Annotated in this window: 20 protein-coding genes and 4 pseudogenes; 10 read left to right on the top strand and 14 right to left on the bottom strand. The window is 68.8% G+C overall.

Going from position 1 to position 25546, the window contains the following annotated elements; genetic code table 11:
• Window positions 1-75, top strand: a pseudogene (locus ABZ208_RS37180) (5-(carboxyamino)imidazole ribonucleotide mutase); the annotation flags it as partial.
• A 32-nt stretch (window positions 76-107) separates the two neighbouring features.
• On the opposite strand, the gene ABZ208_RS37175 reads toward ABZ208_RS37180, so the two are convergent.
• Window positions 108-1412: a cytochrome P450 gene (locus ABZ208_RS37175; protein ID WP_356913877.1), complete on the bottom strand. Its 1305-nt coding sequence runs from the start codon at window positions 1410-1412 to the stop codon at window positions 108-110.
• Between the two features lie 125 nt (window positions 1413-1537).
• Here ABZ208_RS37175 and ABZ208_RS37170 point away from each other — a divergent pair, with 125 nt between their 5' ends.
• Entirely contained in the window at window positions 1538-3076 is a 1539-nt protein-coding gene (locus ABZ208_RS37170; protein ID WP_356913876.1) for a cytochrome P450, read from the top strand.
• Between the two features lie 420 nt (window positions 3077-3496).
• Window positions 3497-4609, top strand: coding sequence for a selina-4(15),7(11)-diene synthase (locus ABZ208_RS37165; RefSeq protein ID WP_356913875.1), 1113 nt, complete (start codon window positions 3497-3499; stop codon window positions 4607-4609).
• Between the two features lie 113 nt (window positions 4610-4722).
• Here the strand turns inward: ABZ208_RS37165 and ABZ208_RS37160 are convergent, their stop codons facing one another.
• A complete protein-coding gene (locus ABZ208_RS37160) occupies window positions 4723-5298 on the bottom strand; it encodes a cytochrome P450 (RefSeq protein ID WP_356913874.1) in 576 nt (191 codons plus the stop codon).
• A 340-nt stretch (window positions 5299-5638) separates the two neighbouring features.
• On the opposite strand from ABZ208_RS37160, the gene ABZ208_RS37155 reads away from it, so the two are divergent.
• Window positions 5639-6244, top strand: coding sequence for a hypothetical protein (locus ABZ208_RS37155; protein ID WP_356913873.1), 606 nt, complete (start codon window positions 5639-5641; stop codon window positions 6242-6244).
• A 545-nt stretch (window positions 6245-6789) separates the two neighbouring features.
• Here the strand turns inward: ABZ208_RS37155 and ABZ208_RS37150 are convergent.
• The 4 genes and pseudogenes from ABZ208_RS37150 to ABZ208_RS37135 form a co-directional block, all read right to left on the bottom strand.
• The gene (locus ABZ208_RS37150) at window positions 6790-7890 is read right to left on the bottom strand and encodes a M20 family metallopeptidase (RefSeq protein ID WP_356913872.1); all 1101 of its coding nucleotides are present in this window, start codon (window positions 7888-7890) and stop codon (window positions 6790-6792) included.
• A gap of 241 nt (window positions 7891-8131) precedes the next feature.
• Window positions 8132-8414, bottom strand: a pseudogene (locus tag ABZ208_RS37145) (M55 family metallopeptidase); the annotation flags it as partial.
• Window positions 8415-8657: 243 nt separating this feature from the next.
• Window positions 8658-9320, bottom strand: coding sequence for a response regulator transcription factor (locus tag ABZ208_RS37140; RefSeq protein ID WP_150497990.1), 663 nt, complete (start codon window positions 9318-9320; stop codon window positions 8658-8660).
• Window positions 9295-10467: a histidine kinase gene (locus ABZ208_RS37135; RefSeq protein ID WP_356913871.1), complete on the bottom strand. Its 1173-nt coding sequence runs from the start codon at window positions 10465-10467 to the stop codon at window positions 9295-9297. Before ABZ208_RS37135 ends, ABZ208_RS37140 begins: the two co-directional genes overlap by 26 nt.
• A 175-nt stretch (window positions 10468-10642) precedes the next feature.
• On the opposite strand from ABZ208_RS37135, the gene ABZ208_RS37130 reads away from it, so the two are divergent.
• Window positions 10643-12913 carry an MMPL family transporter gene (locus ABZ208_RS37130; RefSeq protein ID WP_356913870.1) on the top strand — a complete coding sequence of 757 codons (2271 nt, stop codon included), beginning with the start codon at window positions 10643-10645 and terminating at the stop codon, window positions 12911-12913.
• Window positions 12914-12980: 67 nt separating this feature from the next.
• Here the strand turns inward: ABZ208_RS37130 and ABZ208_RS37125 are convergent.
• From ABZ208_RS37125 to ABZ208_RS37105, 5 genes and pseudogenes are all read right to left on the bottom strand, one after another.
• A pseudogene (locus ABZ208_RS37125) lies at window positions 12981-14027 on the bottom strand (IS5 family transposase).
• Window positions 14028-14114: 87 nt separating this feature from the next.
• Window positions 14115-14795, bottom strand: coding sequence for a hypothetical protein (locus tag ABZ208_RS37120; protein WP_356913869.1), 681 nt, complete (start codon window positions 14793-14795; stop codon window positions 14115-14117).
• A 727-nt stretch (window positions 14796-15522) separates the two neighbouring features.
• On the bottom strand, window positions 15523-16077 hold the full coding sequence (locus ABZ208_RS37115; protein ID WP_356913868.1) for an XRE family transcriptional regulator: 555 nt from the start codon (window positions 16075-16077) through the stop codon (window positions 15523-15525).
• A gap of 6 nt (window positions 16078-16083) precedes the next feature.
• A complete protein-coding gene (locus ABZ208_RS37110; protein WP_356913867.1) occupies window positions 16084-18285 on the bottom strand; it encodes a helix-turn-helix transcriptional regulator in 2202 nt (733 codons plus the stop codon).
• A gap of 250 nt (window positions 18286-18535) precedes the next feature.
• Window positions 18536-19621 (bottom strand): helix-turn-helix domain-containing protein, encoded by a 1086-nt coding sequence (locus ABZ208_RS37105; protein WP_356913866.1) that lies wholly within the window; start codon window positions 19619-19621, stop codon window positions 18536-18538.
• Between the two features lie 100 nt (window positions 19622-19721).
• On the opposite strand from ABZ208_RS37105, the gene ABZ208_RS37100 reads away from it, so the two are divergent.
• The 3 genes and pseudogenes from ABZ208_RS37100 (at window position 19722) to ABZ208_RS37090 (ending at window position 22070) form a co-directional block, all read left to right on the top strand.
• Entirely contained in the window at window positions 19722-20963 is a 1242-nt protein-coding gene (locus tag ABZ208_RS37100) for an MFS transporter (protein ID WP_356913865.1), read from the top strand.
• Window positions 20964-21171: 208 nt separating this feature from the next.
• A pseudogene (locus ABZ208_RS37095) lies at window positions 21172-21423 on the top strand (LD-carboxypeptidase); the annotation flags it as partial.
• 158 nt (window positions 21424-21581) lie between these two features.
• Window positions 21582-22070 (top strand): YbaK/EbsC family protein, encoded by a 489-nt coding sequence (locus ABZ208_RS37090; RefSeq protein ID WP_356913864.1) that lies wholly within the window; start codon window positions 21582-21584, stop codon window positions 22068-22070.
• A 9-nt stretch (window positions 22071-22079) separates the two neighbouring features.
• Here the strand turns inward: ABZ208_RS37090 and ABZ208_RS37085 are convergent, their stop codons facing one another.
• Window positions 22080-22697: a LysE family transporter gene (locus tag ABZ208_RS37085; protein WP_328392518.1), complete on the bottom strand. Its 618-nt coding sequence runs from the start codon at window positions 22695-22697 to the stop codon at window positions 22080-22082.
• 92 nt (window positions 22698-22789) lie between these two features.
• Entirely contained in the window at window positions 22790-23530 is a 741-nt protein-coding gene (locus ABZ208_RS37080; RefSeq protein WP_356913863.1) for a 2OG-Fe dioxygenase family protein, read from the bottom strand.
• Between the two features lie 546 nt (window positions 23531-24076).
• On the opposite strand from ABZ208_RS37080, the gene ABZ208_RS37075 reads away from it, so the two are divergent.
• Window positions 24077-24502: a VOC family protein gene (locus tag ABZ208_RS37075; RefSeq protein ID WP_356913862.1), complete on the top strand. Its 426-nt coding sequence runs from the start codon at window positions 24077-24079 to the stop codon at window positions 24500-24502.
• A 90-nt stretch (window positions 24503-24592) separates the two neighbouring features.
• Here the strand turns inward: ABZ208_RS37075 and ABZ208_RS37070 are convergent, their stop codons facing one another.
• Complete coding sequence (locus ABZ208_RS37070; RefSeq protein ID WP_356913861.1) at window positions 24593-25099, bottom strand: GNAT family N-acetyltransferase; 507 nt, start codon at window positions 25097-25099, stop codon at window positions 24593-24595.
• A 137-nt stretch (window positions 25100-25236) separates the two neighbouring features.
• Here ABZ208_RS37070 and ABZ208_RS37065 point away from each other — a divergent pair, with 137 nt between their 5' ends.
• Window positions 25237-25377: an Arc family DNA-binding protein gene (locus ABZ208_RS37065; RefSeq protein ID WP_356913878.1), complete on the top strand. Its 141-nt coding sequence runs from the start codon at window positions 25237-25239 to the stop codon at window positions 25375-25377.
• The last annotated feature ends 169 nt before the right edge of the window (window positions 25378-25546 follow it).

The following is a 25546-nucleotide window of genomic DNA, read 5'->3' as shown; positions in this document are numbered from 1 at the left end:
CTCGCCGCCCGCATCCTCGCCACGCAGGACGCGGAACTCCTCGGCCGGATGCGGGAGTTCCAGCAGGAGCTGGATCACGTGATCCGGACCCCACGGCTGTTCTGGCATCAGCCAAAGAGCCTGCGCCACCACGGCTTGCGGACCGCGACCGCGACCGGCGCGGGCACGGGAGCGACCGAAGGTGCGGCAGCTGGCAGCGGCTGGGCGGAGGACGAAGGGGACAGGCCGCCGCCGGCGCTCTCCTTCTTCGGCCGCTGGGGCGTGAAGCGCGTGGGCAGGTTGTCCAGGCGGGAGGAGACCAGGGAACCGGTCACGTGCAGATCGTCCTCGAGCACGGCGAGCTCGATGTCGTGCAGCCGTGCGAGCAGCGTGTCGATTCCCGTGTCTGCGATGGCCCGCCCGATGTCCTGGCCGGGGCACTCGTGCGGCCCGCTGCTGAAGGCAAGGTGTGAGCGGTTGCCGTGCACGGGCCTGGACAGGTCCGGCCGGATCTCGGGATCGACGTTGCCGGCCGCCAGGCCCAGCATCACCAGGTCGCCTGCCTTGATCTCCTGGGTACCGAGCCGTGTGTCGCCGGTCGCCCATCGGGTGGGCACCACGGTGAGCGGCGGCGCGTCCCACATCACCTGGTCCAGTGCGTCCGGCAGGGTCATCGCACCTCCGGACAGGCTCGAGCGGAAGCGCCGGTCGGTCATCACCATTCGCAGCGTGTTCGCGATCAGGTTGGTGGTGTTCTCGGTCGCAGCGACGATGGCATGCCGCAGGTGCTCCATCACCTCGTCGTCCGTGAGAGCCGACTCGTGGCGCAGCAGCCAGGTGGCGAAGTCGTCGCCTGGCTGCTCCTTCTTCCGCTTGACGAGCTCCTGCAGGACACCCACGACGAACTGGTTGCTCTGCAGCGCCGTTTCGGTGCCCTTGACCATGTCACGCACAGCTGCACCCAGCGGTAGCGCATCCTGCTCGGGCACGCCGAACTGCCGGGCCATGACGAGGATCGGCAGCTTCTCGGCGAAGTCCGCCACCAGGTCAGCCCTGCCGGCGCTGGCGAAGTTGTCGACCAGCCGGTGCGTGTAGCGCACGACATAGCGCCGGATGCCGTGCCGGTTGAACCGTGCCAAGCCGTCTGTCACTGCCGCCCGCAGTCGTGCGTGCTCCGTGCCGTCGGTGAACGCCAGCAGCGGTTGCCATGCGGTCATCGGCAGCAGCGGGGAGTCGGGCTGCAACCGGATGTTCCATACGCGGGAGTCGTTGGAGTACAGGGAGGGCGACCGCATGACCTCCAGGTTCTCCCGGTGTCCCAGTACCAGCCAGGCCGGTACGTCACCGGGAAGCAGCACGGGCGCCACCGAGCCGTGCTCCTGACGCAGCTTGGCGTAGAACGCGTACGGCTCCTCCGCTTCCGGTCCGTACATCCGTCGCACCTCAGAACCGAGTGCGTGTGCCGGGCACCCCGGAGGTGGCAGCGCCGCGGCCGATATGCCTGACGAGTCTGGGTACGGGGTGGTCACGAGGCCTCCGGAAAGCAGCGGCGCGGGGGATGTCGCGCACAGATGGCGTAGAGGAGCGCACGCAGCATATCCGTGATCCATACCGGCCAAGCAGACGGTCTTGTGCCGAACTCAGGCCTGGATACGATCATGTGACGATCCGTGGCCTCGCGCTGGGGGCCCATCTGGTGATGGGATCTTCCCGTTTCCGGCAGGTGCACGACCTAGAGAGAAAAGGGTTCCTGGTGTCAGCTGGTTTGCAGACGGTTCCACGCGCTCCTGGATCGGTTCCGCTTCTGGGTCACGCTCTGGCCTTGTGGCGCGATCCCCTCGGCTTCGTGAAGTCGCTGCGACAGCACGGTGACCTGGTTCGTATCGATTTCGGGACGATGCCCACGTACGTGCTCACGTCTGCCGAGCTGGTCCACGAGGTGACCGTGAGGCAGGCACGCAGCTTCGAGAAAGGGCGCTTCTTCGACCGGCTGCGGCCGCTCGCCGGCAACGGCCTGGCCAACGCGAACGGCGAGGTGCACCGCGCACACCGGCGGCTGATCCAGCCGATGTTCTCCAAGGACCGCATCGCGGCCTACTCCGAGATCATGAGCCGCCACGCCCATGAGCTGGCCGACTCCTGGAAACCCGGGCAGATGATCGACCTCCAGCAGGCGATGGCCAAATACTCGATCGACACGCTTTCATCGACCCTGTTCTCGACAGACATCGGGCTGCCGGCAGTCGAAGCCATCCGCGTCAACCTGCCCGTCCTGATGAAGAACCTGCTGATACGGGCAGGATCACCCACGCTCCTGGACCGGCTGCCGATCCGTGCCAACCGCGACTTCGACGCGGCGAGCAAGGCCCTGCGCGTGGTGATCGATGAAGTGGTGGCCAACGCCCGACGCTCGGGAGACACCGAACGGGGCGACCTGCTGTCACTGCTGCTCGCGGCCCAGGACGCGGACAACGGAAAGACGCTCTCCGACGTCGAGGTCCGCGACGAACTAAGTACCATCCTGTATGCGGGAGCCGAGACCACCGCCGCCACGCTCGCCTGGACCTTTCATGAGCTGGCGAACCACCCCGAGGTGGAGAAGCAGCTACTCTCCGAGATCCGCGAGGTCGTCGGCGACCGGCCCGTCACCATCGCGGACGTGCCCCAACTGGAGGGGATCCGCCGGGTGCTGGACGAGGTCATCAGATTGCACGGGGTCCCCTTCCTGATGCGCCGCACCACCGAGCCGGTAGTGCTCGGCGACACCGAAATCCCCGCCGGCACGGAGGTCGGCTTCAGCCTCTACGCCATCCACCGCGATCCGGCGGTCTACGTGAACGCCGACAGCTTCGATCCCGACCGGTGGCTGCCCGAGCGCCGAGCCGCCATCCCGCGCGAGGCGTTCGTGCCCTTTGGTGCCGGCAACCGCAAGTGCATCGGGGACCAGTTCGCCTGGACGGAGGCCACCATCGCCATAGCCACGCTGCTCGCCCGGTGGAAGTTCACCCCGGCACCGGGCCACCGACCCAAGGAAGTCGCTGCAGCAGTGGTCCACGCCGACAGCGTCCCTATGACAGTTCAGCCACGGAGAGACTGAACCGGTCGCCGTCATCCGACCCGCATGCCGCTGGTCATCCACCGCCGGCAGAGCGACTGACCACCACCTGCCAAGGGCCACTTCCGGTGCCGGGCCCCGACCGTAGCGGCCGGGGCCCGCGTTTGGTTGGAGTGTCTCGTGGCCCCAGATCACTGCCGCGGGGATGTGCTTCATGGCAATTGTGCAAGCTGGCGCCGCGCAGGCGCCGGAAGTGGTGCAAGGCGGCGAAGGCACGCCGGACGACTCAACGTCGGTTGCCGGCCCGGGCCTTCTTCTTGCCTCTTGGGACGGCCGGTGACCCTTGGAGTGGCCATTCCGATCGGTACCATTCCCGTTTGATCACTCACCGTGCAGTTCCAACCATGGTCTGTACACCCCCCAGAGTGCTCGCGCGCGCCAACGACTGAAAGGGAATCACGAGTGAGGCCTGCACTGGCAGTTCCCCCCATATATGCTCCCATCCCTCCCGCCGTGCACCCGAACCACGCAGCAATCGACGCCCGGACCGCCGCCTGGGCCGACACCTACGGCATCGGATCACCCGAGTGGCGAAGCCGCCTCGTCACCCAGGACATCGGCGTGTTCGCCGCCCGCATCCTTCCTGAGGGGCAGGAGGAGGTCGTCTCCCTTCTCTCCGACTTCGTCATCTGGCTCTTCGGCGTGGACGACGGCTACTGCGAGGAAGGCAATCTCGGCGACAAGCCGGGCGAGCTGGCGGCGGCCCTCCAGCGGCTGCTGCGCATTGCGCAGAACCCCGAGGCTCCCATGCTCATGGACGATCCCCTCGCCGAGGGACTGAGGGACCTCACGCTGCGGGTCTCCCGCTGCGGAACCGCTCTCCAGGCCGGGCGCTGGGTGGACACTCTCCGCGAATACTTCTTCGCCGTGGTGTGGGAGGCCGAGAACCGGGCCGCGGGCCGGGTCCCCGGGCTGAACGACTACGCGCTGATGCGCCTCTACGACGGCGCGACATCCGTGGTGCAGCCGTTCCTGGAGATGGGCTACGGATTCGAGCTCCAGCCCCACGACCGGGACAGCAAAGCAGTGCGCGCCGCCTCCGAGATGACGTCGTTCATCACCACGTGGGACAACGACATCTACTCCCACCACAAGGAGAGCCGCGGAACGAACTACTACGTCAACGTCATCCGGGTTCTGGAACACGAGTACGCATTGAGCCCGGACCAGGCTCTGACCAGGGCAATAGCCCAACGTGACCGGGTGATGTGCCTCTTCCTGAGCCTGCGCGCGAAGCTCGACGACGAGGGCAGCCCCCAAGTGCGGCGATACCTGAGTAACCTCGCCTCCTTCATCCGGGCGACCCAGGACTGGAGCGTCAGCTCCCTGCGCTACACCACTCCCGACGACCCGGCCGCCCTTTCCTCGTCGTTCTCCGACCGGCCGACCGACGACAGCTCCGACCCGCTGGACATCCCGTCGGTCTCCTGGTGGTGGGACCTGGTGCCTGCCTCCCGAACGGCCCCCCTGGAGCAGTCCCGCACTCCTCGCAGGCCTCGGCGCGCACCGCAGTAGCAGCCCAGCCAGAGCACGGGCCGTCGGCTCGTGGCCTGTGCGGGCGGCAACCGATCTGGCACACGAGGGCCCCGAACCACACGCCTCGGTCGGGGCCCTCGGTGACCACCCGCTCAGGCCCTGATGGCGACCTCCTTGACGCCGGTCTGGACGCCGGCGCGGAGACTGGCCGGGAGCCGCTGGAGCCCGTACAGCAAGATGGAGCCCACGGTGGGGATGGCGTCGGTCGTCGCCAGGATGACGTCGGGGAAGCGGGCGAAGAGCTGGCCTACGACGACTTCCGCCTCGAGCTCGCCGAGGGCTGCGCCCAGGCAGCAGTGGGCCCCGTAGCCGAAGGCCAAGTGCTGGTGCGAGCAGCGGTTCAGGTCCAAGCGCTCAGAATGCTCGTGGATCTCGGGGTCACGGCCGGAGGCGTAGTGCCCCACGATGACAGCCTCGCCGGGTATGATCTTCGTCTCGAGTACGTCGATGCCGTCCCTGTCCTCGGTCTGCGTGGCGTAGCGCATCAGGCCATACCGCACGGGCGACGCGCAGCTCAGGCTCTCGACGATCACCTTGCTCCAGCTGTGCGAGCCGTCGAGCACGGTGGCGAGCTTCTCGGAGTTCTCCAGCAGCGCGTGGACGGTACTGGTGATCAGATTGATGGTTGTCTCATGGCCCGCCATGAGCAACAGGTAGATGTTCTGCACGAGTTCTTTGTCGGAGAGCCGATTCTCAGCGCGATCAGCTTCGGCAGCTCCCGGGTGACTGCGGTGTACGCGTCGAGGATGTCGTCGGCCAGGTTCGGACGATGGCCCGGCCGGATCACGGCTACACCGGTCCATCAGCCTTCGGCGGCGCGACCAGCGCCCGGGCACAGAACGCCCGGGGCGCCGCTCAAGGGGCAAAGCCCTTCTGCGCTGCGCCGACGGCGCTCGGCCGTCAGCCGTCACCGTCAGCCGGAGCCTGCCCGGCGAAGGTGCGGCGAAGGCTCCAGACGTGCGAGGATCGGCGATCAACAACAGGGGTGGGTGGTGTGTCGTGGTGCGGGTGAAGGACAGACAGTGGCTGCAGATAGGTGCCGCACTGGTGGTGGCAGGAGTCGTCTCAACAGGCTGTAGCTCCAAGCCCGACAGCGCACCATCGGACGGGTCGAAGGCAGTCGTCCTGGACAAGACGCAGGTTGCCGCGGCGCTGCCCGGCGCGGACGCTGTGCCGTCCGGTTGGACGAAGGCACAAGCGCCACAGCGCGACGACGCGGCACATGACGCCGGGCGCAAGGCCTATGGGACGGTGGGCTACGAGGCGCCGGACGTCGACGGAACCGTCAGCTTCAGTATCAGCTCCTTCAGCGGGCCGGCCGCCGCGAGCGATCACCTCGCGTTCAGCAGGACTCAGTACGACAGCGGCGTCGCCTCCATCACCGTCACCGGGGCTGACCAGGCCTTCTCAGCGCACGGCTGCCTGGTGGAGAGCCTCTGCAGCGCCAGCATCCACGCCGTGGTCGGAGCCACGGTCGTATCCGTCGACATCGACGTGGACACTCAGGACTACCGCTCCCCCGACCCTCAGATCCTCGAGGCCGTCGCCCGCATGCAAGTCGAACGCGTCCGGCAGATCCAGCAGGGAGAAGCGCCCACCGCCAAAGCGTCCTGAGGCTGGCCAGCGCCCGCACGCCTTGGCGGCCCACTGCCACAGGCACGGCCGGCAGTGCAGTTGCGCCGTGCAGGACCACCGAACGAGCGGCTCATACTCTCGCAAACGGGTTCTCGCACGAGAGACGCGCGCATCGTCAGCCCTGCGGCTCGACGGTCAGGCGGGGCGGGACGGTCTCGTGCTGGGGCCATTGACCCAGGGCCTGGCAACCGGACACATCGGCAGGTTCAGGACATCCACGTAGGCATCTTCCCCAGGGGCGGACAGTGGCGGGCGCATCGCGGTCGAGTCCCACTACGTCATGCGCCAGAACGAGGAACTCGCCGTTCACGCGCACCCGCCGGCCGACCGTCGGTGACGGCGGGTGGACCGTCACGGGCAGCACGGGCGGACGCCTCCGAGCCAAGCCCCTGTCCGCGTTGCGGCAGTGGCCGCCCGGCCCTCCGACCGTGAGGCCTTGACGCGGGTCAGGGCCTCACCGCGCGCCCGCCATCTCGTCCGTTTGATCGCTCACAGGTCGCGCATGCTCTACGCATTCTCGTTCTCTACCTGTTTTGAATCGCGTTCACCAGTCCGGCAACAAGGTTCGCTCGCTCTGTCATGGCTTCGATCACCAGGTACTCGTGGTCGGCGTGGGCACCGCCCCCGACCGCTCCAAGGCCATCAAGTGTGGGAACCCCCAGTGCGGCCGTGAAGTTGCCGTCGCTTCCGCCACCGACTGCCTTGCCTTCGAGGCCAGGAAGCAGCTGCTTTGCCACCGCGAAGAGCTCGGTCGACGCCGACTCAGGCATCGGCGGCCGGCCGATGGCTCCCTGAACCGCGATCTCCGCCCCATCGAGATGCGGAGCCAGTGCCGCGAACGCAGACTCGATTCGTTCTTTCTCGCCGGCCGATTCGACCCGGACGTCGACGATGACGGTCGCCTCCGCTGGAACGACGTTGTCCAGGGTTCCTGCGGACGCGACGGTCGGGGTGACAGTCGTGCCGATATCGGGTCGACCAAGCGCTGCGATGTCCAGTACCTGGTGTGATGCTTCGATCAGGGCGTTGACTCCGGCTGCGGGCTCAAGGCCTGCGTGCGACGCCCGGCCGGTGACAGCGACCTGGAACGTGCCGCAGCCCTTACGGCCGGTCTTCAGGGCCCCGCCGTCAGCGGCGCCCTCGACCACGAGTACTGCGCCGCAGGCAAGGGCTCGTTCTTCGATGAGAGTTCGAGAGGAACGGGAGCCGACCTCTTCGTCGGCGGTCACCAGGATCTCGACGCCTGACCGGTCATCGAGCCTCGCCAGGCCATGAACGGCCTGGACCAAGCCGCCAAGCATGTCGAAGACCCCGGGGCCGGTTGCCTGCCCGTTCTCGACCTTGAACGGGCGGCGTTCAAGGGTGCCGAGCGGAATCACAGTGTCATGGTGCCCGAGGACCAGCACTTTGGGATCGCCACCGGCTGACCAGTGGACGTGAGGCCCGGCTTCGCTCTCAACGAGGATGGCCTGCCCGCCAAGGCGACTCTCGATGACAGCGGCGACAGCCTTGGCCGATGCCATCAAGGCGTCGAGATCGCGCGACGGAGACTCGACTTCGACGAGTGTCCTGAGGTCCTCAATCATCGCGTCAACACTCACATGGACGGTCTCGTGCATCGTCATGTTGCAAGGGTAGATGTCACGCCGTGGCGAGCGATGCAGCCGGATCCGTTCCAGGCATTTGCACACTGCGTTGCGGTGGGCCAGAGCCTGCATGGGCAGGTCACCAAACTGGTCCCGTTCGGGCCTTCGTTCAGGTCGCCGATGGGATCGAGGTACTGGTACCACCTTCAAGAGCTCGCATGGACGCCCTTGGAGGCCCCAGAGGTTGCCATCGGGCCGGCGACCGGCCACAGCGCCAGCCGGGTTTGATGGTGGTGAGCTGGACGAGCAGCAGGACCAGCCGGTAGGCGTCGGCAAAGTCGGCGGCGGTGAAGGTGATCGTGCGGCCATCCTCAGCGCGTGAAACACCTGGCACGAGTGTCGCCAGATCAACCATGTACGGCCGGCAAGGTCGACCTCGACCGCCAGTGGGCCGGCCATGGTCAGCGGCGAAACCAGTGCATGCCGCGTGATGGCTTCCCGCCCGCCCGGCGCAGCCGTTCCCGAGCTTCTTCGGGGTGCAGGGCGACAGCAGCGCCTAGGGCGCGTATCGAGTCGTGATCATCGGGTGGTCCTGGTGAGGTCTTTGATCCAGATCATCGAGGCGTGCAGGTGGAGACTGGCGAGGTAGCTGTCGGGAGTCTTGTCGTATCGGGTGTCTCACCGTCCCAGTTCCGGCCTCCTGGTACGTCACGCTCTGGGGCGGGTGAGGCACGTGGAGCCGACGTGAGCCGACCGGTGCACTGATGTCCGGGCGGGGACTCATGGGACATGGCCCGGCACCCGGCTCAGGTTCCGGGGAGGATACGGCGCGTTTCGTAGGCCCACATCGCGATCTCGACCCGGTTGCGGGCGCCGAGTTTGGCCATCAGGCTGGCCAGATGCGTCTTCACCGTGCTGAGGCTGATGTGCAGTGCATCGGCGATCTCGGTGTTGGTCAGCCCGCGAGCGACGGCGAGGAGCACCTGCTCCTCGCGGGCGGTGACGGGGGAGACCGGCTGGGCCACGGGCCGGCCGGCGGGCAGGTCCGCGAATGCCTGGAGCAGACGGACGGTGACGCTGGGCGCGATGAGCGCCTCACCGTCGGACGCCGACCGTACGGCCTGCGCCAGAAGGTCCGGTCCCGTGTCCTTGAGGAGGAATCCGCGGGCGCCGGCACGCAGTGAGCCGTAGACGTACTCGTCGAGGTCGAACGTGGTGATGACGACCACGGCCAGCGGGTCGGCGACGCCCGGGCCGGCGACCAGCCGGGTGGCCTCGAGCCCGTCGAGTACGGGCATGCGGATGTCGAACAGGCAGACGTCGGGGCGTAGTTCGCGGGCCAGACGTACCGCTTCCCGCCCGTCGGCGGCCTCGCCGACCACCTCGATGCCGGGCTGGGCGTTCAGCATGATCCGCAACCCGGTGCGGATGATCGTCTGGTCGTCAGCGACGAGGACGCGAATGGACACCGCTCTCGCTCCTCGCTCTCGGCAGTTCGGCTTCGACATGCCAGCCCCGGTCAGTACCCGGGCCGGCTCGTAGTGTGCCGCCGAGCAGGGTCGCGCGCTCGCGCAGTCCGGTAAGTCCGTATCCGTCGCGACCCCGGCCGGTGCGCCGGCCGTTGTCGCGCACGCTCACCCGTACCGTGTGCCGTTCCGCGGCGACCCGAACGACGAGCTCGGTCGCGTCGACCGCATGGCGCAGCGCGTTGGTCACCGACTCCTGCACGATCCGGTAGACGGCCGCGTCCACGGCCGGGGGCAGCGCGTCCAGTTCGCCGTCGAGCCCCAGGTCGACCCTGAGGCGACCACCCGGGGTGCGCACCAAGCGCTCCAGATCCGCGACTCCGGCAGGGGGCGCCAGCTCGGCGCCGACCCCGCGGTCGCGCAGCGCGGCGACCATGGCGCGCATTTCCTCCAGCGTGCGCGCCCCTTCCTCCTCGACCCCCTCCAGCGCCTCGACGGCGGCGGACGGGTCGGCGCCCGCGAGCACCCGGCCCGCCTGGGCGATGATCACCATGGCCGACACGTGGTGGGCCACCGTGTCGTGCAGTTCCCGGGCGAGCTGCTCGCGCTCGCGGGAGCGCACCTGCTCCAACTGCCGCTCGCGAGCGGTCACCCGGAACCGCACGGCAGCCCCGACCACGCCGGGCAGCAGCAGGAAGACGAAGCCCACAACCTTTTCGACGACCGGGGTCTCGTCCGTGACGACACACAGCGCGCCGGCCGCGAGGATCACCGCGCCGCCCAGCACGATCTCGCGTCCCGATCCCCACCGGGGCAGCGCGTACACCAGCACGAGCACGACCGCGCCGGTGTACAGGCCGACGGGCTCGCGCGGTGCGGCGACGAGCGAGGCCACCGGAAGCAGGATCACCGAGCCGAACGCCAGCGTCACCATCGCCAGCGGGCGGGTCCGGCGCCACAGGGGCAGCAGGCACAGCCATACGGCGAACACCACCGCCACCGGCCGCCACACGACGTTCTCGCGCAGGGTGGCCTCCAGCGCCACACCGGCAAGGCCCGCGGCGAGCAGCGCCCAGTCCCGCCGCACCCGGGCGGGCGCGTCGGGCGGCCGGGGTTCGGTCCACAGGGTTCGCAGGTCGTCTCGGAGCACGGTTCTCAGCCTAGGGACCGCGGCGTGCCGCGCATCGGCCGAAAGGACGGGTCGTCACTCCGCCCCGGGGCCGACGGATCCGCGGCCCGCGGGCCGATGCCGCGGAGCGCCGTGGCGACGAGCCTCGGCATCGGCGGCCGTACAAGGACGGCCGACGAGGTGGTTGGAGGACCCGATGCTCTCGAAAGCCCTGTTGCGCCTGGGCGCAAGCGCCGCCCGCCATCCCTGGCGGGTGATCGCGGCATGGCTGATCGCCGCCACGCTCGCCGTCCTCGCCGCCGTCGCCTTCGGCGGGCGTACCGCGGACTCGTTGACCGCTCCGGGACTGGACTCCCGACGGGCCGCGGAACTGATCGAGCGGGCAGGCACCGGCCAGGAGGGGATGACCGCCCAAGTGGTCGTCACCCCCCTCGACGACGGTGCGACGTTCTTCGACGACGACGGCGCGCGCACCGCTCTCACGCGGCTGCGGGCCGAGGTGAAGCGGCTGCCGCACGTGCTCGGCACGAGCGACCCGGCGGGGGCGCTCGACACGGGCGGGGACACCGCCGTGCGCGGCGGCCTCGTTTCGGCCGACGGGCGGATCGCGGTCGTCCGGGTGCAGTACCCCGACCAGAGCCGGCTGTCGGCCGAAGACCTCGACGCCCTCGTCGATCTCGGCGACCGGCTGCGCGCCGAACTGCCCCTGCGCATCGAGATGGGCGGGAACCTCTTCTACGCCTTCTCCGACCCCGACGGCGGCGCGAGCGAGCTGATCGGCCTCCTCGCCGCGGCCGCGATCCTGTTCCTGGCGTTCGGTTCGTTCGTCGCCGCCGCGCTGCCGATCGGCATGGCGGTCTTCGGACTGACCGTCGGGGTCGCCACGATGACGGTACTGGCGGGGGTGACGGAGGTCCCCACCTTCGCACCGGTCCTGGGCAGCATGGTCGGGCTCGGAGTGGGCATCGACTACGCGCTGTTCGTGCTCGCCAGGCACCGGGAGTACCTCGCGCGCGGGCTCGATCCGCAGGCGGCGGCCGGACGAGCGGTGGCCACGGCGGGGCGGCCGGTGGTCTTCGCCGGCGGAACCGTCGTCGTGTCGATCCTCGGCCTGGCGGTCGCGAACGTGCCGTTCATGACGGTGGGCGGGCTTGCCGTCTCGATCGTCGTCCTGACCATGGTGCTCGCGTCGGTGACGCTGCTGCCGGCCTTCCTCGGCGCGGCGGGCCCGCGCCTGGCCCGGGCCGGCCGGATCGGCCGGGCTCTGCAGACCAGGAAGCTGGGCCGACTCGCACGGCGGCGGGACCCGGCGGCAGGCTCCGCCCACGCCGCCGGGTGGCGTCGCTGGATCGGGCACGTCAGCCAGCACCCGGTGCCGTACGCGGTCGGCGCGGCGGGGCTGCTGCTGACCGCGACGCTGCCCGTGCTCGGCCTGCGCGTCGGCCTGCCCGACGACGGCTCACTGCCCCACAGCCGTACCGAGCGCCGGGCCTACGACCTCGTCGCCGAGGGGTTCGGCCCGGGCACCAACGGTCCCCTCGTCATCGCCGCGGACCCCACCGGTGATCCGGGAGTGCTGGACCGACTCGTCGCAACGGTCGCGGCGGATCCGGGCATCGCATCCGTCGCGCCGACGCACATCGATCGGGCCACCGGCATCGCGACCCTCGTGGTGTTCCCGACCACCAGCCCTCAGGACAAGGCCACGGCCGACACCATCGCCCGGCTGCGCACCGACGTGCTGCCCACGGCGATCGGGCACGGCCCGGCCAGGGCCCACGTCGGCGGCGCCGCCGCGAGCCTGTCCGATGTGGGCCAACGCACCAGCCAACGCCTGCCGGTGTTCGTCGCCGCCGTGCTGGCGATGTCGTTCCTGCTGCTGATGCTGGTCTTCCGCTCGATACTCGTACCGCTCAAGGCGGTACTGCTGAATCTGCTGAGCATCGGCGCGGCCTACGGCATCATGGTCGCGGTCTTCCAGTGGGGCTGGGGAGGCGCACTCATCGGGCTGGAAGCGACGGTTCCGATCGTGTCGTTCATCCCGATGTTCCTCTTCGCCATCCTGTTCGGCCTGTCGATGGACTACGAGGTGTTCCTCCTCTCCCGCATACGCGAGGAGTACCTGCGCACCGGCGACAACGGCACGGCGATCGTTGAGGGCGTCTCGCGCACCGCCCGGATCATCACCTCGGCCGCCCTCATCATGGTGGCGGTCTTCCTGTCCTTCGCCGTCGCCGAGGACCCCTCCACCAAAATGTTCGGGCTCGGCCTGGCCACCGCGATCTTCATCGACGCCACGGTCGTACGCATGGTGCTGGTACCGGCGACCATGACACTCCTCGGCCGGACCAACTGGTGGCTGCCGAAGTGGCTAGACTGGATGCTCCCCCGCGGCCCGGTCGGCACCGACGACACCGACGCGGAATCCACGGGTGAAGCCCCGCGTCCACGGCTGGTTGACCGTTGACTCAACTCCTGCCCGCCCTTGGCGTCCGGCACCTCAGCGCGTCACCTAGGGGCATATCGAGTCGTGATCATCGGGTGGTCCTGGTGAGGTCCTTGATCCAGATCATCGAGGCGCGCAGGTGGAGACCGGCGAGGTAGCTGTCGGGAGTCTTGTCGTATCGGGTGGCGATGCCTCGCCATGCTTTGAGCTTGTTGATCAGGCGTTCGACGGTGTTCCGCTCCTTGTAGAGATCGGCGTCGTGGCTGACGGGTCGGCCACCTCTGGAGCCCTTCTTCTTCCGGTTGGCGGCCTGGTCCTTCTTCTCCGGGATGACCGCCTTGATACGGCGTTTGCGCAGGTGGGCGCGGTTTCCGCGGGACGAGTACGCCTTGTCCCCGGCGACCGCGTCCGGCCGGATGCGGGGTCGGCCGACGGGCCCGCGTACCCGTACCTTCTTCAGGGCGGGGATGAACTGCGGGCTGTCCGCTGCCTGGCCTGTGGTCAGGATGAACGCCAGCGGGCGGCACTTGCGGTCGGCGGCGAGGTGGACCTTGCTGGTCTGCCCGCCTCTGGAACGTCCGAGGAGGGCGGCCTTCAGCCGGAGTTTCCGCCGACGCCGGATGCGTCGTCGTTCTTCCAGCGCGGGATCACTTTCGGTCTCTTGCCCGTTTTGCTCTTCGAGGCCGCCCCCTTTGACCTGGCCTTCTCCTCCTCGGCCGCGGCCTTCTCCAGGGCGGTGACGACGTCCTCGTCGAGGTGCATCCCGGCCGCGTCGTGGTGGGCTCGGGCGGTGGTGGAGTCGATGCTGACCAGGGACAGGTCCACCTCCCCCCGCTTCGCGGCTTCCGTGATCAGGCCCTCCAGCAGGGCCTCGAAGACGCCGGCGTCACGCCACTGCGGGAAGCGGTTGTGGACGGTCGACCAGGCGCCGAAACTCCGTCGGCATCTCCCGCCACTGCCCGCCCGTCTTGAACCGCCAGATCACGCCCTCGAACTGCTGCCGCAGTCGCTCGGGGTACGGGCCGTACTCGCCGATCGGCAGGTACGGCTCGATGAACTCCCAATCCGGATCGGTCAGTTGCACTCGCGTCGCGTAAGACCGTCTATCGGACCGGACCGTGCCACGAAGGCACATCCCGCAAATTGATCACGACTCGATACGCGCCCTAGGCCGAGAGCTTGTTGCGTCAGGTGCGCGGTGGACGTCGATCCAGCTTGGCGCTCAACCCGACTTGGCGGGGAAGCGCGTGACGCTGGAGACCTTCAGGCGCACCGGAAGCGCGCCGTACTCGACGAGGGAGGCAAGTTCCCGCGCCGATTCCTTGGTGAACGACCCCGAGATCTGCGCCTGCCCGCCGGTGATCGACTGGGAAACGGAGGGAGCCGAAAGCACCTCCTCGTCGAGAACGATGGCGAACTGGTTCATGGGCGGCTGCTGGGTCGCCAGCTCGGCCGTGACGTCGGCGAACTTCACCGACCCCTTCGAGGTGAAGGTCAGCGACACCATCCAGAATCCGCCGTTCGAGTCGAGCTGTGCCTTGGCTCCCGCCACGTCGGAACCCACCAGGGAGGCCGGATCCAGGACATAGTCGAGCGCCTCCGCATCCTCGGCACCGCACAAGGTCACGGACTCGGAGTCACGGGCGGAGGCCTCGCGCCGCAGGTCCTCGCACTTCCCGGCCGTGCTGGGAGACACCGTGACAACGGGCCTGAACGCGAGTGCGCCGGTCTGTCCCAGGGCCGTCAGACTCTTCTCGCTGTCACCCGCTGCCCGGGTGGTGATGTCACCGCCGGTGACGTCGATCTGTACGTCCTCAAGTCCCAGGGAGCCGGCCCGCTGCTTCATCCGGTCCGCGGCCTGGCGTAACTGCCCGGCGCTCTGCGGTGTTTCGGGGCTGAACATGACGGAGGTCCAGCCCGGCTCCCGGGACCCGTCGGCGCCGGGTGCCTTGGTCCGCGGCGACGCACCGTCCGGACCGCCGGCCGGTTTCGGGGAACCGGCCGCTTTCCCGGCCCCGGTCTCGGAACGGCTGGAACGATCGGAACACGCTCCCAGCGACCCGGTCAGCACGACGAGGGCGAGGAGTGCAGTGACGCGTCGCGGACGTGTCACTGGCGGGGACGACGGGCGGGCGGACGTGGACCGGTCCATGCATTCACCTGCATCTGCGTAGGGGCGCCAACTTCGGAGACTTTGTCCCATGATGGCCGGGACGACCTGCCGCGCGCAGCGGTTCCGGGACAGCGGTCCCGGAAGCAGCATCCGGTGAACGGGGCGGAGAGCTCGCCCGGTGGACGCAACCGCCGTGACAGTCTGCGTGCCAACGGTGTGCGTGCGGGCGGCGCCCATCAGGCCGACCCGTCGGCCCGCCCCGTCCAGGCAGCGCAACTCGGCGTGCAGACGCATGACTTCAGCGCTCTGCCAGCGACTCGGAAGGCCGGTCGGTTCCCCGCGCCGTCGCGCCTGCGGGGGCCGACACCCCCGACAGGAGGTCGGCGCGGTCGCGATCCGCACCATCGACCTGCAACGAGGACCTGTACGCGAGCATTCGACAGCCTGGACCCGCAGGGCAGCGACCTGTCGCGCCTCGGCTCAACTGTTCAACTGGTGCTGACTGCCAGGCGCCGGGTCAGAGTTCGAAGTCGATGTAGTCGACGTCGGTGAACTCCACCAACAGCCCGGCGGCGCGGCGGCCGCTGTCCTTGAAGTAGATCTCCTGGAGGCCTTCGGCGGCGATGATGCGCAGTTGCTGTTCGGTGGCGCCCTGTTCCTGGGCCTCGAAGAGCCTGGCCGCGTACTGCGGGGGCAAAGCTTGGGTGAGGTGGCGCAGCCGGGCGTCGTCCGTGGTGCCCGGCGCGGCGGTGTAGCCGAACCGCGCGCGCGTGTCGACGATGATGCCGTCGGTGGTGGCGGCCTTGTGCTTGGCGGTCTTGCGGATCTGCGGCTGCCATCGCTGGGTGACCTCGTTCTCGAGGCGGGCGGCGAGTTCCTTGCGGGGGTGCTTGATCTCGTTCTTGACGTAGCGTTCGACGGTCCGCTGAGTGGTGCCGAGCAGGTCGGCGACCGCCCTGGTGCCCTTCAGTTGCTTGACCAGGTACCGCATCCGGGCAGGCGCGGACCTCGGGACGGGGCGGGTGAAGGCGCCCTGCACGGCCTTGTCGAGGCTGTCGCCGAGCATGCCCATCGCGGTCTACTCCCCGTTGTCCGTGGCGGTGACGTTGCCGTCCTTGATGTACCGGGCCAGGTTGAGGTCCTGGCCGTGCTCTTCACGGATGCCTTCGGCCCACAGGGTGGTCTGGGCGCCCTCGTGCTTGACCATCCCCGGGCTGACGCCGAGCCGGAAGCCGCCGGGCACCGGTTTGTTGTCCTTGTACGGCAGGAAGTCCAGTGGGCTGGGCCCGTGGGAAACGTACACGGCGCAGTCGGACAGGACGGCCACCGGGTACAGGTCCGCGGCCTGTGCGAGTTTGAGCATCTTGCGGTGCATGTTGGTCCGCGCCTTGGAGATGACGGCCGCGCGGATGTCCGGGCGCCATGTGGGGCGGGCGAGGGCGGGCCATGGCCGGCCGGGCCGCCAGCCGCCGCCGCGGGGCCGCTCGCGGAGCTTGCCGATGCCGCCCTTCACGGTGGCTTTGATGGCCGCGAGGACGATCGCCATGTCTGGGTCGGTCTGCTTGTGACGGGCCATCGCCGCCAGGAACTCCTGCGGTGAAAGGTCGGCGGTGACGCCGAGGTCCGCCATCGTCGCAAGGTAGGCGTCGCGGAGCCGGTTGTACCAGGCGTCCAGGTAGCGGCCGCTCGTGGGCCGGACGTACGCCTCGATCGGTGCCACCTGGTGGCCGAGCTCCACCGCATAGGCGACGGTCGGCGTCGCGTACCAGGCCGGGCCCTCGGGACGGTCTCCGGACGGTGTGAACGGCGAGGGAAGACGCGGGTCCAGCTCGATGTGGGAGAGGTCCACCAGCCACGAGCCCGGTAGTTTCGGATCGAAGGCCGGCTTCTGCACGTGTGCCTTCTCGCCGATGCCGACGACGGTGCCGTTCGCAGCCGCGGCGAAGGCCATGTTCACGTCGATGCCCACCACGAAGCGCTTGGTGCACTCGTCATCGGTGAGCGGGCGCGCCCAGTCGTAGGCCTCCTCCACCAGGACCTCGTCCGGGGTGCGCCGGTGAAAACGCGGCAGGTCGGCGAGCAGCGGGTGTCCGTCAGGCGCCTCGCACGGCGCGCACTCCACCGGCCGGGTGCCCAGCGAGCCGGGGTTGTGCTCACTGTGACGGCGGCCTTGGTCATCCGGATCGCCGGCGCGGGTGGGCGGGTGCAGCGCGGTCATCAGCTCCAGGCCGTTGACGGCCGTCGAACCGCGCGGGGTCATCACGCGCGTCGCGTACGTGCCGAGCAGGTGGGCGAGATCCGCCGGGAGCAGCTGGGCGGCGTCGCCCCAGGAGCGGGCATCGAGCGCGTCCCATCCCGGGATGCACAGCTGGACGCAGGAGCGCTGCGAGCCCTGCGCCGGCCGGTAGATGCGGGCCCACGGCCCGAACCCGCGTCGGGTGAGCTGCCAGTTGGCCTTCGCCAACTGCTTGAGGACCTTGTGGCCCTCTTGCAGCCGTCCGGCCCGGCGCTCTTCATCGGTCAGCAGCGTCGGGAGGCCGTAGCGCTCACAGGCCGCTGGGGTGAGCACGATCAGCGGGTCGGCGTCCTTGCCGTTGCGGTTCAGCCGGGGCGCGCCCAGTTTCGCCTCCGCCAAGGTCCAGTCGACCAGGGCCGGAAGGGACTTCGCGGGAACGTCCAGGACCAGGCCGCCCACGCAGTACGCCGACAGCTGCCCGTCCGCGACGTCCAAGACCGCGAGCGGGCCGTTCTCGAAGCGCGGGTCGATGTCTGTCCCGGCATGGGCAGACGTCGACCCTTTGTTCGCGGCCGTGCGGTGCGTGGAAGCCGGCGATCCCTCGGCGGTGCCCGCCGTGCGGACCGGCGCCGGTGCCGGTGCCGGTGCCGGTGCAGCCATCGCTGCCGCAGCAGCCCCCGCGGAGGCGGGGGGCCTGGCGGTGGCGGGGGGCCCCGCGGTGGCCTGCCGCACGGGTTCGGGCACTGCTGTCTCGGGGGCCGTGAGCTCGCCCGGCACCGCGGAAGCCGATGGGAAGCGGTCGGCAAGTCCTCCCAGAAGCCGGGCGTATGCGGCACGCTTCGGAGGACGGGGCTCGCTGCGGCCGGCCTCCCAGTTCCCCACGGACTCGCGTCGGCTCTGCAGCGCCTTCGCGATCTGGTCCTGGCTGAGGCCTGCCGCCTCCCGCAGCCGCCTACGTTCCGCAGGCGGCGGCAGTGGGTCCTGCGCAACCTGATCCAGCAGTGCGTCGACCGCGCTGAACAGCGCCTCTTCGTCGTGGGACACGGGGAGACCTCCAAGCGCTCATCGTACCCAATCCCACATGGATTCAACTTGGATTCCTCATAGATTGCTCGTAGGGGCTCCAGAACCAGACGCGGGGGTGTGGCCAGGAGAAACGGCCGGCGGTGCGACCGGTGCGCTGCCCGGCTGCCCGAGGGCAGCAGGCGGTCGCGTTGGTACTGTTCGGCGGCCTGTCGAGGACGATGCTGCGAAGGTGGCGGTCGCTCGCGTTCCGGCAGCAGACCGAAGCTGCTCAGCGCAGTACGGCCGCCAGCAAGTCGGCCCCCAGCGACGTCAGATCGGGCAGATTGAGGGTGTGGCGGACGTAACGGCCGTGCCGTCGGGCCGTGAGCAGGCCCGCGCGGCGCAGGACAGCGAGGTGGCGGGAAACCTCCGGGGGTGTGAGTTCCCATGCGTGGGCCAGCTCACCGGTGGTGTGCGGGCCGCGGGCCAGGGTGCGCAGCAGCCGCAGTCGTACCGGATGTGCGAGTGCCTCCAGCCGTAGGGTGACCGTCTCCAGCGATACCGGCTCCGATGGACTCGGCTCGGCCACGGGGTACTGCACCACCGGCTGCCACCCGGGCGCGTGAACCACCACCATGTGCGGGCTGCCGAAGACACTGGGGATGAAGGTGACCCCGGTGCCGTGGGCGGCGGTCGCCTTGTCCTGCAGCTTGTCCACGATGATGCAGTCGTCGTCCGGTGCCAGCGTGACGGCGCCGGAGACCGATGCGAGTGCCGCTCCGATGCCCTGGCGCTTGAGCAGGTCGTTCTTCAGGCGCAGGTCGGTGGCGAGCTGCACGGCGACGCCCGCCCAGGCGGCGTCGAAGAAGGCCTCGGCGCACTGTTCGAGGGTCTGGCGCACCCGCGCCCGCACAGCGCCCGGGTCCGCGAGCAGCCGTTCCGCGAAGGCCTCTTGCCGCGCGCCGCGAGCCTGTGCCAGGTCCAGTGCCCGCTCGCGCGCAGTCGCGTCGGTGAGCGGCGACGGCGCGGCAAAGTGGACCCGGTTGCTGCCGCACGTGGTGACGAGCGCGGCGGTCACATACGTTTCGTCGTCGATCCGGTCCACGTCGTCCAACTCCTCGGCGAGGGTCGGCCGAGGCCGGGCGGGGATCAGGAAGTCCGCTTGTGAGGAACGCCAGAGGAACTCCGCCTCCCGCAACCGTTCGGCCAGCTCCGGCCGCAGCCCGGCCCAGACGTCCGCGGCCCAGCCGGCGAGCTGCGGATGATGCCCGGGTTCGGCCAGTACGTGCAGCATCGCGGTCAGCTCGGCCAGCGGGGAGGCGGAGAACCGCAGCCGCTCGGACGGCAGCCCGCTGATGTCGATCCTCAACGTCATCCCCTCAGCATCACTGATCGGACGGCCGGCGACGGCGTCGGTTGACGGTGTCCGTCAACCGACGTACCCGGCCCGGGCGGTCGAACGCACCGTTGCCGCCATGGCAACCACCACCAAGATCCAGCCCCGCGCCCTTGTCCGTGCTTCCGGAGGCCCCCGCTATGCCGTCGCCCTGGCCGTGGACGCGCTCGGCACCGGCCTGTTGCGGCCCTTTCTGCTGCTTTACGGGGTGACGGTGCTGAGGCTGTCCGCGCCGGCAACCGGCATCGCCATGACGGTCGGCGTCGTCGTGGGTCTGGTGTGCATGCCCGCGGTGGGCCGATGGCTGGACCGGGGCGCACGCAGCACGGTCGTGGCAGCGTCGATGCTGGTGCGGGTGCTGGGCGTGGCACTGCTGCTGGCCACCCCGGCGGGGCACGTCTGGCTGTTCGCGACGGCGGCGCTCTTCCTCGGCATCGGTAACCAGGCATGGCCGGCCGCCCACGCAGCTCTCGTGGCCACGGTCGCCCATGGCCGGGAACGCGACACCGCTCTCGCGGGAGGCCGCGCCCTGCGCAACGCCGGCCTGGGCGTGGGCGCGCTCCTCGCCACCGCATGCCTGGCGGGCGGCACCACCGCATTGCAGGCGCTGGCAGCCGTCACCGGGCTCGCCTATCTTGCCGCGGCTGCCTTGGCGTGGTCGGTCCACCTTCACGCGCATCCGGCGGCTACCCCGGCCACGGACAGGGCCGACGGGCCCGCACCTCGGATGCGCGCGCTGCTGGCCGCCAACGTGGTCTACGTCTTCTGCCTCAACGTTCCCGAAATCGCGCTCCCTCTGGTCCTGGTGACACAGTTGCACGCATCCCCTGTGTGGTCGGCAGCCATCTTCGTGGCCAACACGGTGCTGGTGGTCACCCTGCAGGTTCCGGTCACCGTGCTGATGTCCCGCTTCTCCCGGCGGACCGTGCTGGCTCTCGCCGGCGTGGTACTCGCCGCGTCCTACCTCGGTTTCCTCGTGGCCACTTCACTGGGACACGGGTGGGGTGCCCCGGCTGTCGCCACGGTGTCCGTGGTCTGCACCATCGGCGAGATCATCTATGCCGGCAGCGCCACCGCGCTGGTCACCGCCCTCGCCCCGGCCCATGTCCTGGGACGCGCCCTTGCCCGCTTCGAGCTCTCCACGGGCTTCGGCCTCGCCGTCTCCCCGGCGGTCATCACCGCTCTCGCGCCCCACGGCCCGGCCGCCCTCTGGGGCAGCCTCGCCGGTGCGACGCTCCTCTCCGCCTCCGCCGTTGCCGCCGAGAAGGATCAAGGAGCGCTGCTCAGCGATAGCCGCCGCCGGGCGCGAGCAGGCTCGTGAGCTGGGCAATCGCCTCCGGCGACGGATTGAAGTAGCGGCGGCCGCTCGCCGGCTTCCTGTGTGGGGACTTCGTCATCCGCATCAACAGGGACGCGCACTGCTCGCCGAGGTGGGTCGCCGCAACTCAGCCTGGCGGAACAGCAGTTCCTCCGAGGATGCGCCAGAACTTGTTGTCGTACTGCCGTAGCGTTGTGCCAGACTCCGGCGCATGTCAGTTCGACATCCCCGCCCGCTGCGTCCCGGTGACCGTGTCGGCGTCACCTCTCCTTCGAGCGGAGTCCCCAAGGAGATGCGTGAACGCCTGGACGTGGCGATTCACGACGTGGAGGCGCGTGGATACGAGGTGGTCGTCGGCCGCTGCATGGACGGATCCGGTCCCGTCAGTGCTCCTGCGGCCGACCGCGCAAGCGAACTGATGCTGATGCTCACGGATCCCGACATCAGGGCCGTGGTACCGCCACTGCATGCAGCGGGAAACGCCCGCGGTCGGAACGCAGCGCGGACGGTGCCTCACCGCCGTCCGGAAGCCTCTTTCGGCCACTGTTCGCGGAGCGGGATGCGAGCGTTCTGGCATCATGCAACATCGTTCGGCGCGTACGGCGTTGAGGTGGGAGAACGATGAGCGGGGACGGCATGTACGACAAGTTGATCGCCCTGCTCGATGAGCACGGGGCGACCTATCGTGTCATCGAGCATGCCGCAGAGGGCGCGACGGAGACGGTGAGCGCACTGCGGGGCAACGAGTTGGGGCAGGCCGCGAAGTGCATCATCGTGATGGTCAAGGTCGGCAAGAAGGTGACGCGCTACGCCCTTGCCGTTGTGCCGGGCGACAAGCGAGTGGATCTGGCCAAGGTGAAGGCGCTCTACGAGGGCACCTACGCCTCGTTTGCATCCCAGGAAGCGGCCGAGAAACTCGCCGGCTCGCAGAGCGGCACGATCCTGCCGTTCTCGTTCGACGAAGGGCTGGAGCTGTTCGTCGACCCGGAGCTGCTGCGGAACCCGGAGATCTACTTCAACGCGGCCCGGCTCGACCGCTCCGTCGCGCTCTCCTCCAACGACTACCTGTCGATCGCGAAGCCGCGTGTCGAGGTCATCGCCCAAGCGTGACGGCCTCGTTCACTGAACGGCCGGGGTGAGGGCCAGTGTCATGCCCAGCCCGACCAGCACCGCACCGATCACCTTGTTGAGGACCGCCTGCCGACGCAGCAGGCGGATGCGCAGGCTCTCGTTGGAGAAGAACACCGCGGCCAGGCAGAACCACGCCAGATGAGCGACCGACATGAACAGGCCGTAGCCGATCTGCCGGACAACGGGGGTGCCGGCACTGACGACCTGGGTGTAGGTGCTGACGACGAAAAGCATCGTCTTGGGGTTCAGAGCATTGGTGAGGAAGCCCGTCCGCAGTGCGCCCGCCTTGGACATGCCGTCATCGGAGGAAAGGTCGATGTCGTCTTTGGTACGGGTGACAAAGGTCTTGTAGCCGATGTACACCAGATACACGGCGCCGACGAGTTTCATCGCGGTGAAGAGCGACGGAGTTCTACTCACCAGAATGCCGACACCCAGCATGGTGTAAGCAACATGCACCAGCACGCCAAGTGAAATTCCCAGTGCGGAAAGCAGGCCGGCGGTCCGCCCGTACAGATAGCTGTTGCGCACGGTCATGGCAAAATCCGCGCCGGGGCTGATGACCGCCAGAACGGTGATGACGGCAACGGCGATTATCTGACCCATGGGCTCCGGTTTTCTCGTGCGGTTCTCGTGCGGCTGTCGAGGCAATGACGCACAATACGGGGCCGCCGCGCGGGACGGCCCCGTATCGCGGATCACGTCCGGTGACGGTAGGTGATCACCAGGATGTCGCGCTCGGCGGGCCGGGAGGAGTCCAGCTGCTCGATGGGGCTGACGCCGTGGAAGACGCGCTCGTCGTTCACGAGAGCCAGGTCCAGGGGCTCGCAGAGCATGAACTTGTCCAGCGGCTGCCTGTCGAGGTCGTACACGGTGCTCTCGCCGCCGATCGCGTTGGAACGGCCGATCATGGCCATGAGCACAAAGGTGACACCGTCACGGTGGACGCCCTCCGGGGTCGGCCGGCCGACTTCCTCGCCGTTGACCTCGATGCGGAACTGGTGGGCCTCGATGTGCCAGTCCGAGTAGGGCGCCAGACGCCCGAAGACGTCGCAGCCCAGGGTGAGCAGGCTGTTCATGGTCTCACCGCGGAGGATGCGGTCCTCGAACGGCTCGTAGTGGCGGGCGATTCCGCCGTTGAGATTGTTGTAGTCCAGGCCCTGGTAGTGCGGCTGGTGGGCCTCCACGCGGTAACCGCGGCCCGCACACGGGGCACTGAGGGTGGCGTGGCGCCGCCTGCGGTAGCGGCCGCCGTCGGCCATGTAGGCATCGAGCGGCATGCCGTTCCAGCTGTCACGGAAGGCGTCCACATCACGCAACGCGGTTTCATCCCGCAGGGAAAGCAGGTGCCCGACTCTTTCGCCGGCCTCCTGCGCATAGCTCTGCTTCGAAAGAATTTCGCAGAGTTCCTCGACGCCGGCGTCGTATGTTAACGGCATGATTTCGTCCCCGTACCGCTAGGTGATCATGATCGTTCCGAGAATGCGACACGGGATACGATCATGTCAACCGCATGCCCGATATGCGAAATATTTCATCTCTCCGCGACCTCGGAGTGAAATTCGTCACCCAATTTCTGCGGCGGCTGTTCTGCGGCAACGACCTTTGTCGGCGGATTGCCGCCCGGCCGGTCGAGATCTGGAGCGTACGAATTCAAGTCATGGCCGAATCCGGGCCTCCTGACGATCCGGCGGAATGCGCAGTCCCGTCTGCACCGGATCCGCCACTGCAGCAATGTGCCGCACCGGCCCTGGTCGGCCGACGCGGCTCCCAGGGCGGCCGGGCGTTGCGGCGGGACCGAACGCACCAGGCGCACCGTGCGGCAGTGACAACGCAGTTGCCACAACCGACCGCGCGGACCGGCCATCGGTGTGCAGCAAGTGGGCAGGACAGCAGCCGGGCGCTCGGGGCGAGCGCCCGTCGATGCCGACCGGTCCGGGTTTCGCGCACGTGCCGGACACGGCGATCAGCCGCACAGTGGAGACATGAACGCACACGGCATGGACGTCTTGGCCGACGCGCGCCCGGCCACCAGGCTCCCCGCCCAGGACCTGGACCGGGCGCGGCGGTTCTACCGTGAACAGCTCGGGCTCGAGCCGGTCGATCAACGGCCCGGAGGGCTGCTGTACCGCTGCGGGGGCGTGGACTTCGCCCTGTTCCAGTCCGCAGGAGCGTCACCGGGCACCTTCACACAGATGGGCTGGGAGGTCGACGACATCGAAGCGGTCGTGTCAGAACTCAGGCGGCGCGGCGTGGTGTTCGAGGAGGTCGATCTGCCCGGACTGCATACCAGAGACGGGATTGCCGAGATCGACGGCAACTACCCGAGCAAGGGCGCACGGGGTGAACGCGCCGCCTGGTTCCGCGACAGCGAGGGGAACATGCTCGGCATCGGAGAGCCTGTCACCTGAGCACCTCGCTGACAGCCCCATGCCGCTGCCCAGGCTCGCGAGAGCTGGTGGCCAACGGCTCGTCGGATGTTCGCGAGAACCACTGCGGTGTCACAGCGCCCGGCGCATGCAGACCCGCGGCCACCTGTCCAAGCCATGAACCCTTTCGTGTTCGCGGATCTCCCGCAGACCAGGAGTAAGCATGTCTTCGTCCAAGGGCAGGAATCCGCAGCGCGCGTAGTACGGGGCGTTCCACGGGACCTCGGTGAACGTGGTGAGGGTCAGGGCGGCTATCCCGTCGCGCGTGCCGTGAGCCGCCACATGGTCCAGCAGGGACCGGCCGATACCGCGGCGTGCACTGTCCGGGTGCACCGAGACCTGCTCGACATGGAGATTGCCGTCGACGTGGTCGGCGATCAGGTAGGCGACCGGGGCGTCGACGTCGTTGGCCGCGGCCCAGGCCAGCCCGGCCTTCTGGTAGCGGGCGAGTTCACCGACAGACAGCGGCTCGTCGTCGGCGATCTCTGGCATGCCGATGTCCCGGAAGCACCGCCCGGCGGCTCTTTCGATGTCCTGGAGGACGGGCAACTCGTCCGGGTGCACTGCTCGAATACGCATGAACGCATTGTCCAAGAAGTGCTGGCAGGTGCGTCACAGGAGTCGTTGATAGTACGAGGCTACGGCGGGTTGTCCGGTGTAGTTGGGGCCGGCATCGGGATCCGCGCCGAGGTAGCGGAAGGGCAGATGAGAAGCGGATCTCTCTCCGCCTGCCAACGGACCTGCATGCACGCCTCGTTGAAGTGGCCCGCGCCGACCGGCGGTCCCTCAAATCTGAGATCGTCCACCTGCTTGAGGTCGCGCTCGGCCCGGCGAGTGGAGACGACCAAGCGCCCTGACGGCGATTGGTCTGTCCCATGCCCCGCTACGCGGGAGCTTCGATTCCTCCCCGCCCTAAAGGACGGGGCATCCTCGAAGGAGTCTCAATGACGAAGTCAAGCCGCTTGCGCGGCCGGCGGGGCGGAGGTGAAGACTCGGTCGTCGCGCAGCAGGGCCCACAGGACGCCA

This window comes from Streptomyces sp. NPDC006208 (assembly GCF_040613775.1).
In the GTDB taxonomy this organism is placed as follows: Bacteria; Actinomycetota; Actinomycetes; order Streptomycetales; family Streptomycetaceae; genus Streptomyces.
The sequence above is the reverse complement of the archived record's forward strand: the minus strand, read 5'-3'. Positions and strand labels throughout refer to the sequence as shown.

Coding starts and splice junctions, on each gene's coding strand:
- ABZ208_RS37070 (WP_356913861.1), bottom strand. CDS start 25,099: ATGCGTATTCGAGCAGTGCACCCGGACGAGTTGCCCGTCCTCCAGGAC.
- ABZ208_RS37150 (WP_356913872.1), bottom strand. CDS start 7,890: ATGACGATGCACGAGACCGTCCATGTGAGTGTTGACGCGATGATTGAG.
- ABZ208_RS37120 (WP_356913869.1), bottom strand. CDS start 14,795: ATGTTCAGCCCCGAAACACCGCAGAGCGCCGGGCAGTTACGCCAGGCC.
- ABZ208_RS37170 (WP_356913876.1), top strand. CDS start 1,538: ATGTCGCGCACAGATGGCGTAGAGGAGCGCACGCAGCATATCCGTGAT.
- ABZ208_RS37085 (WP_328392518.1), bottom strand. CDS start 22,697: ATGGGTCAGATAATCGCCGTTGCCGTCATCACCGTTCTGGCGGTCATC.
- ABZ208_RS37130 (WP_356913870.1), top strand. CDS start 10,643: ATGCTCTCGAAAGCCCTGTTGCGCCTGGGCGCAAGCGCCGCCCGCCAT.
- ABZ208_RS37105 (WP_356913866.1), bottom strand. CDS start 19,621: ATGACGTTGAGGATCGACATCAGCGGGCTGCCGTCCGAGCGGCTGCGG.
- ABZ208_RS37075 (WP_356913862.1), top strand. CDS start 24,077: ATGAACGCACACGGCATGGACGTCTTGGCCGACGCGCGCCCGGCCACC.
- ABZ208_RS37115 (WP_356913868.1), bottom strand. CDS start 16,077: ATGGGCATGCTCGGCGACAGCCTCGACAAGGCCGTGCAGGGCGCCTTC.
- ABZ208_RS37080 (WP_356913863.1), bottom strand. CDS start 23,530: ATGCCGTTAACATACGACGCCGGCGTCGAGGAACTCTGCGAAATTCTT.
- ABZ208_RS37100 (WP_356913865.1), top strand. CDS start 19,722: ATGGCAACCACCACCAAGATCCAGCCCCGCGCCCTTGTCCGTGCTTCC.
- ABZ208_RS37090 (WP_356913864.1), top strand. CDS start 21,582: ATGAGCGGGGACGGCATGTACGACAAGTTGATCGCCCTGCTCGATGAG.
- ABZ208_RS37175 (WP_356913877.1), bottom strand. CDS start 1,412: ATGTACGGACCGGAAGCGGAGGAGCCGTACGCGTTCTACGCCAAGCTG.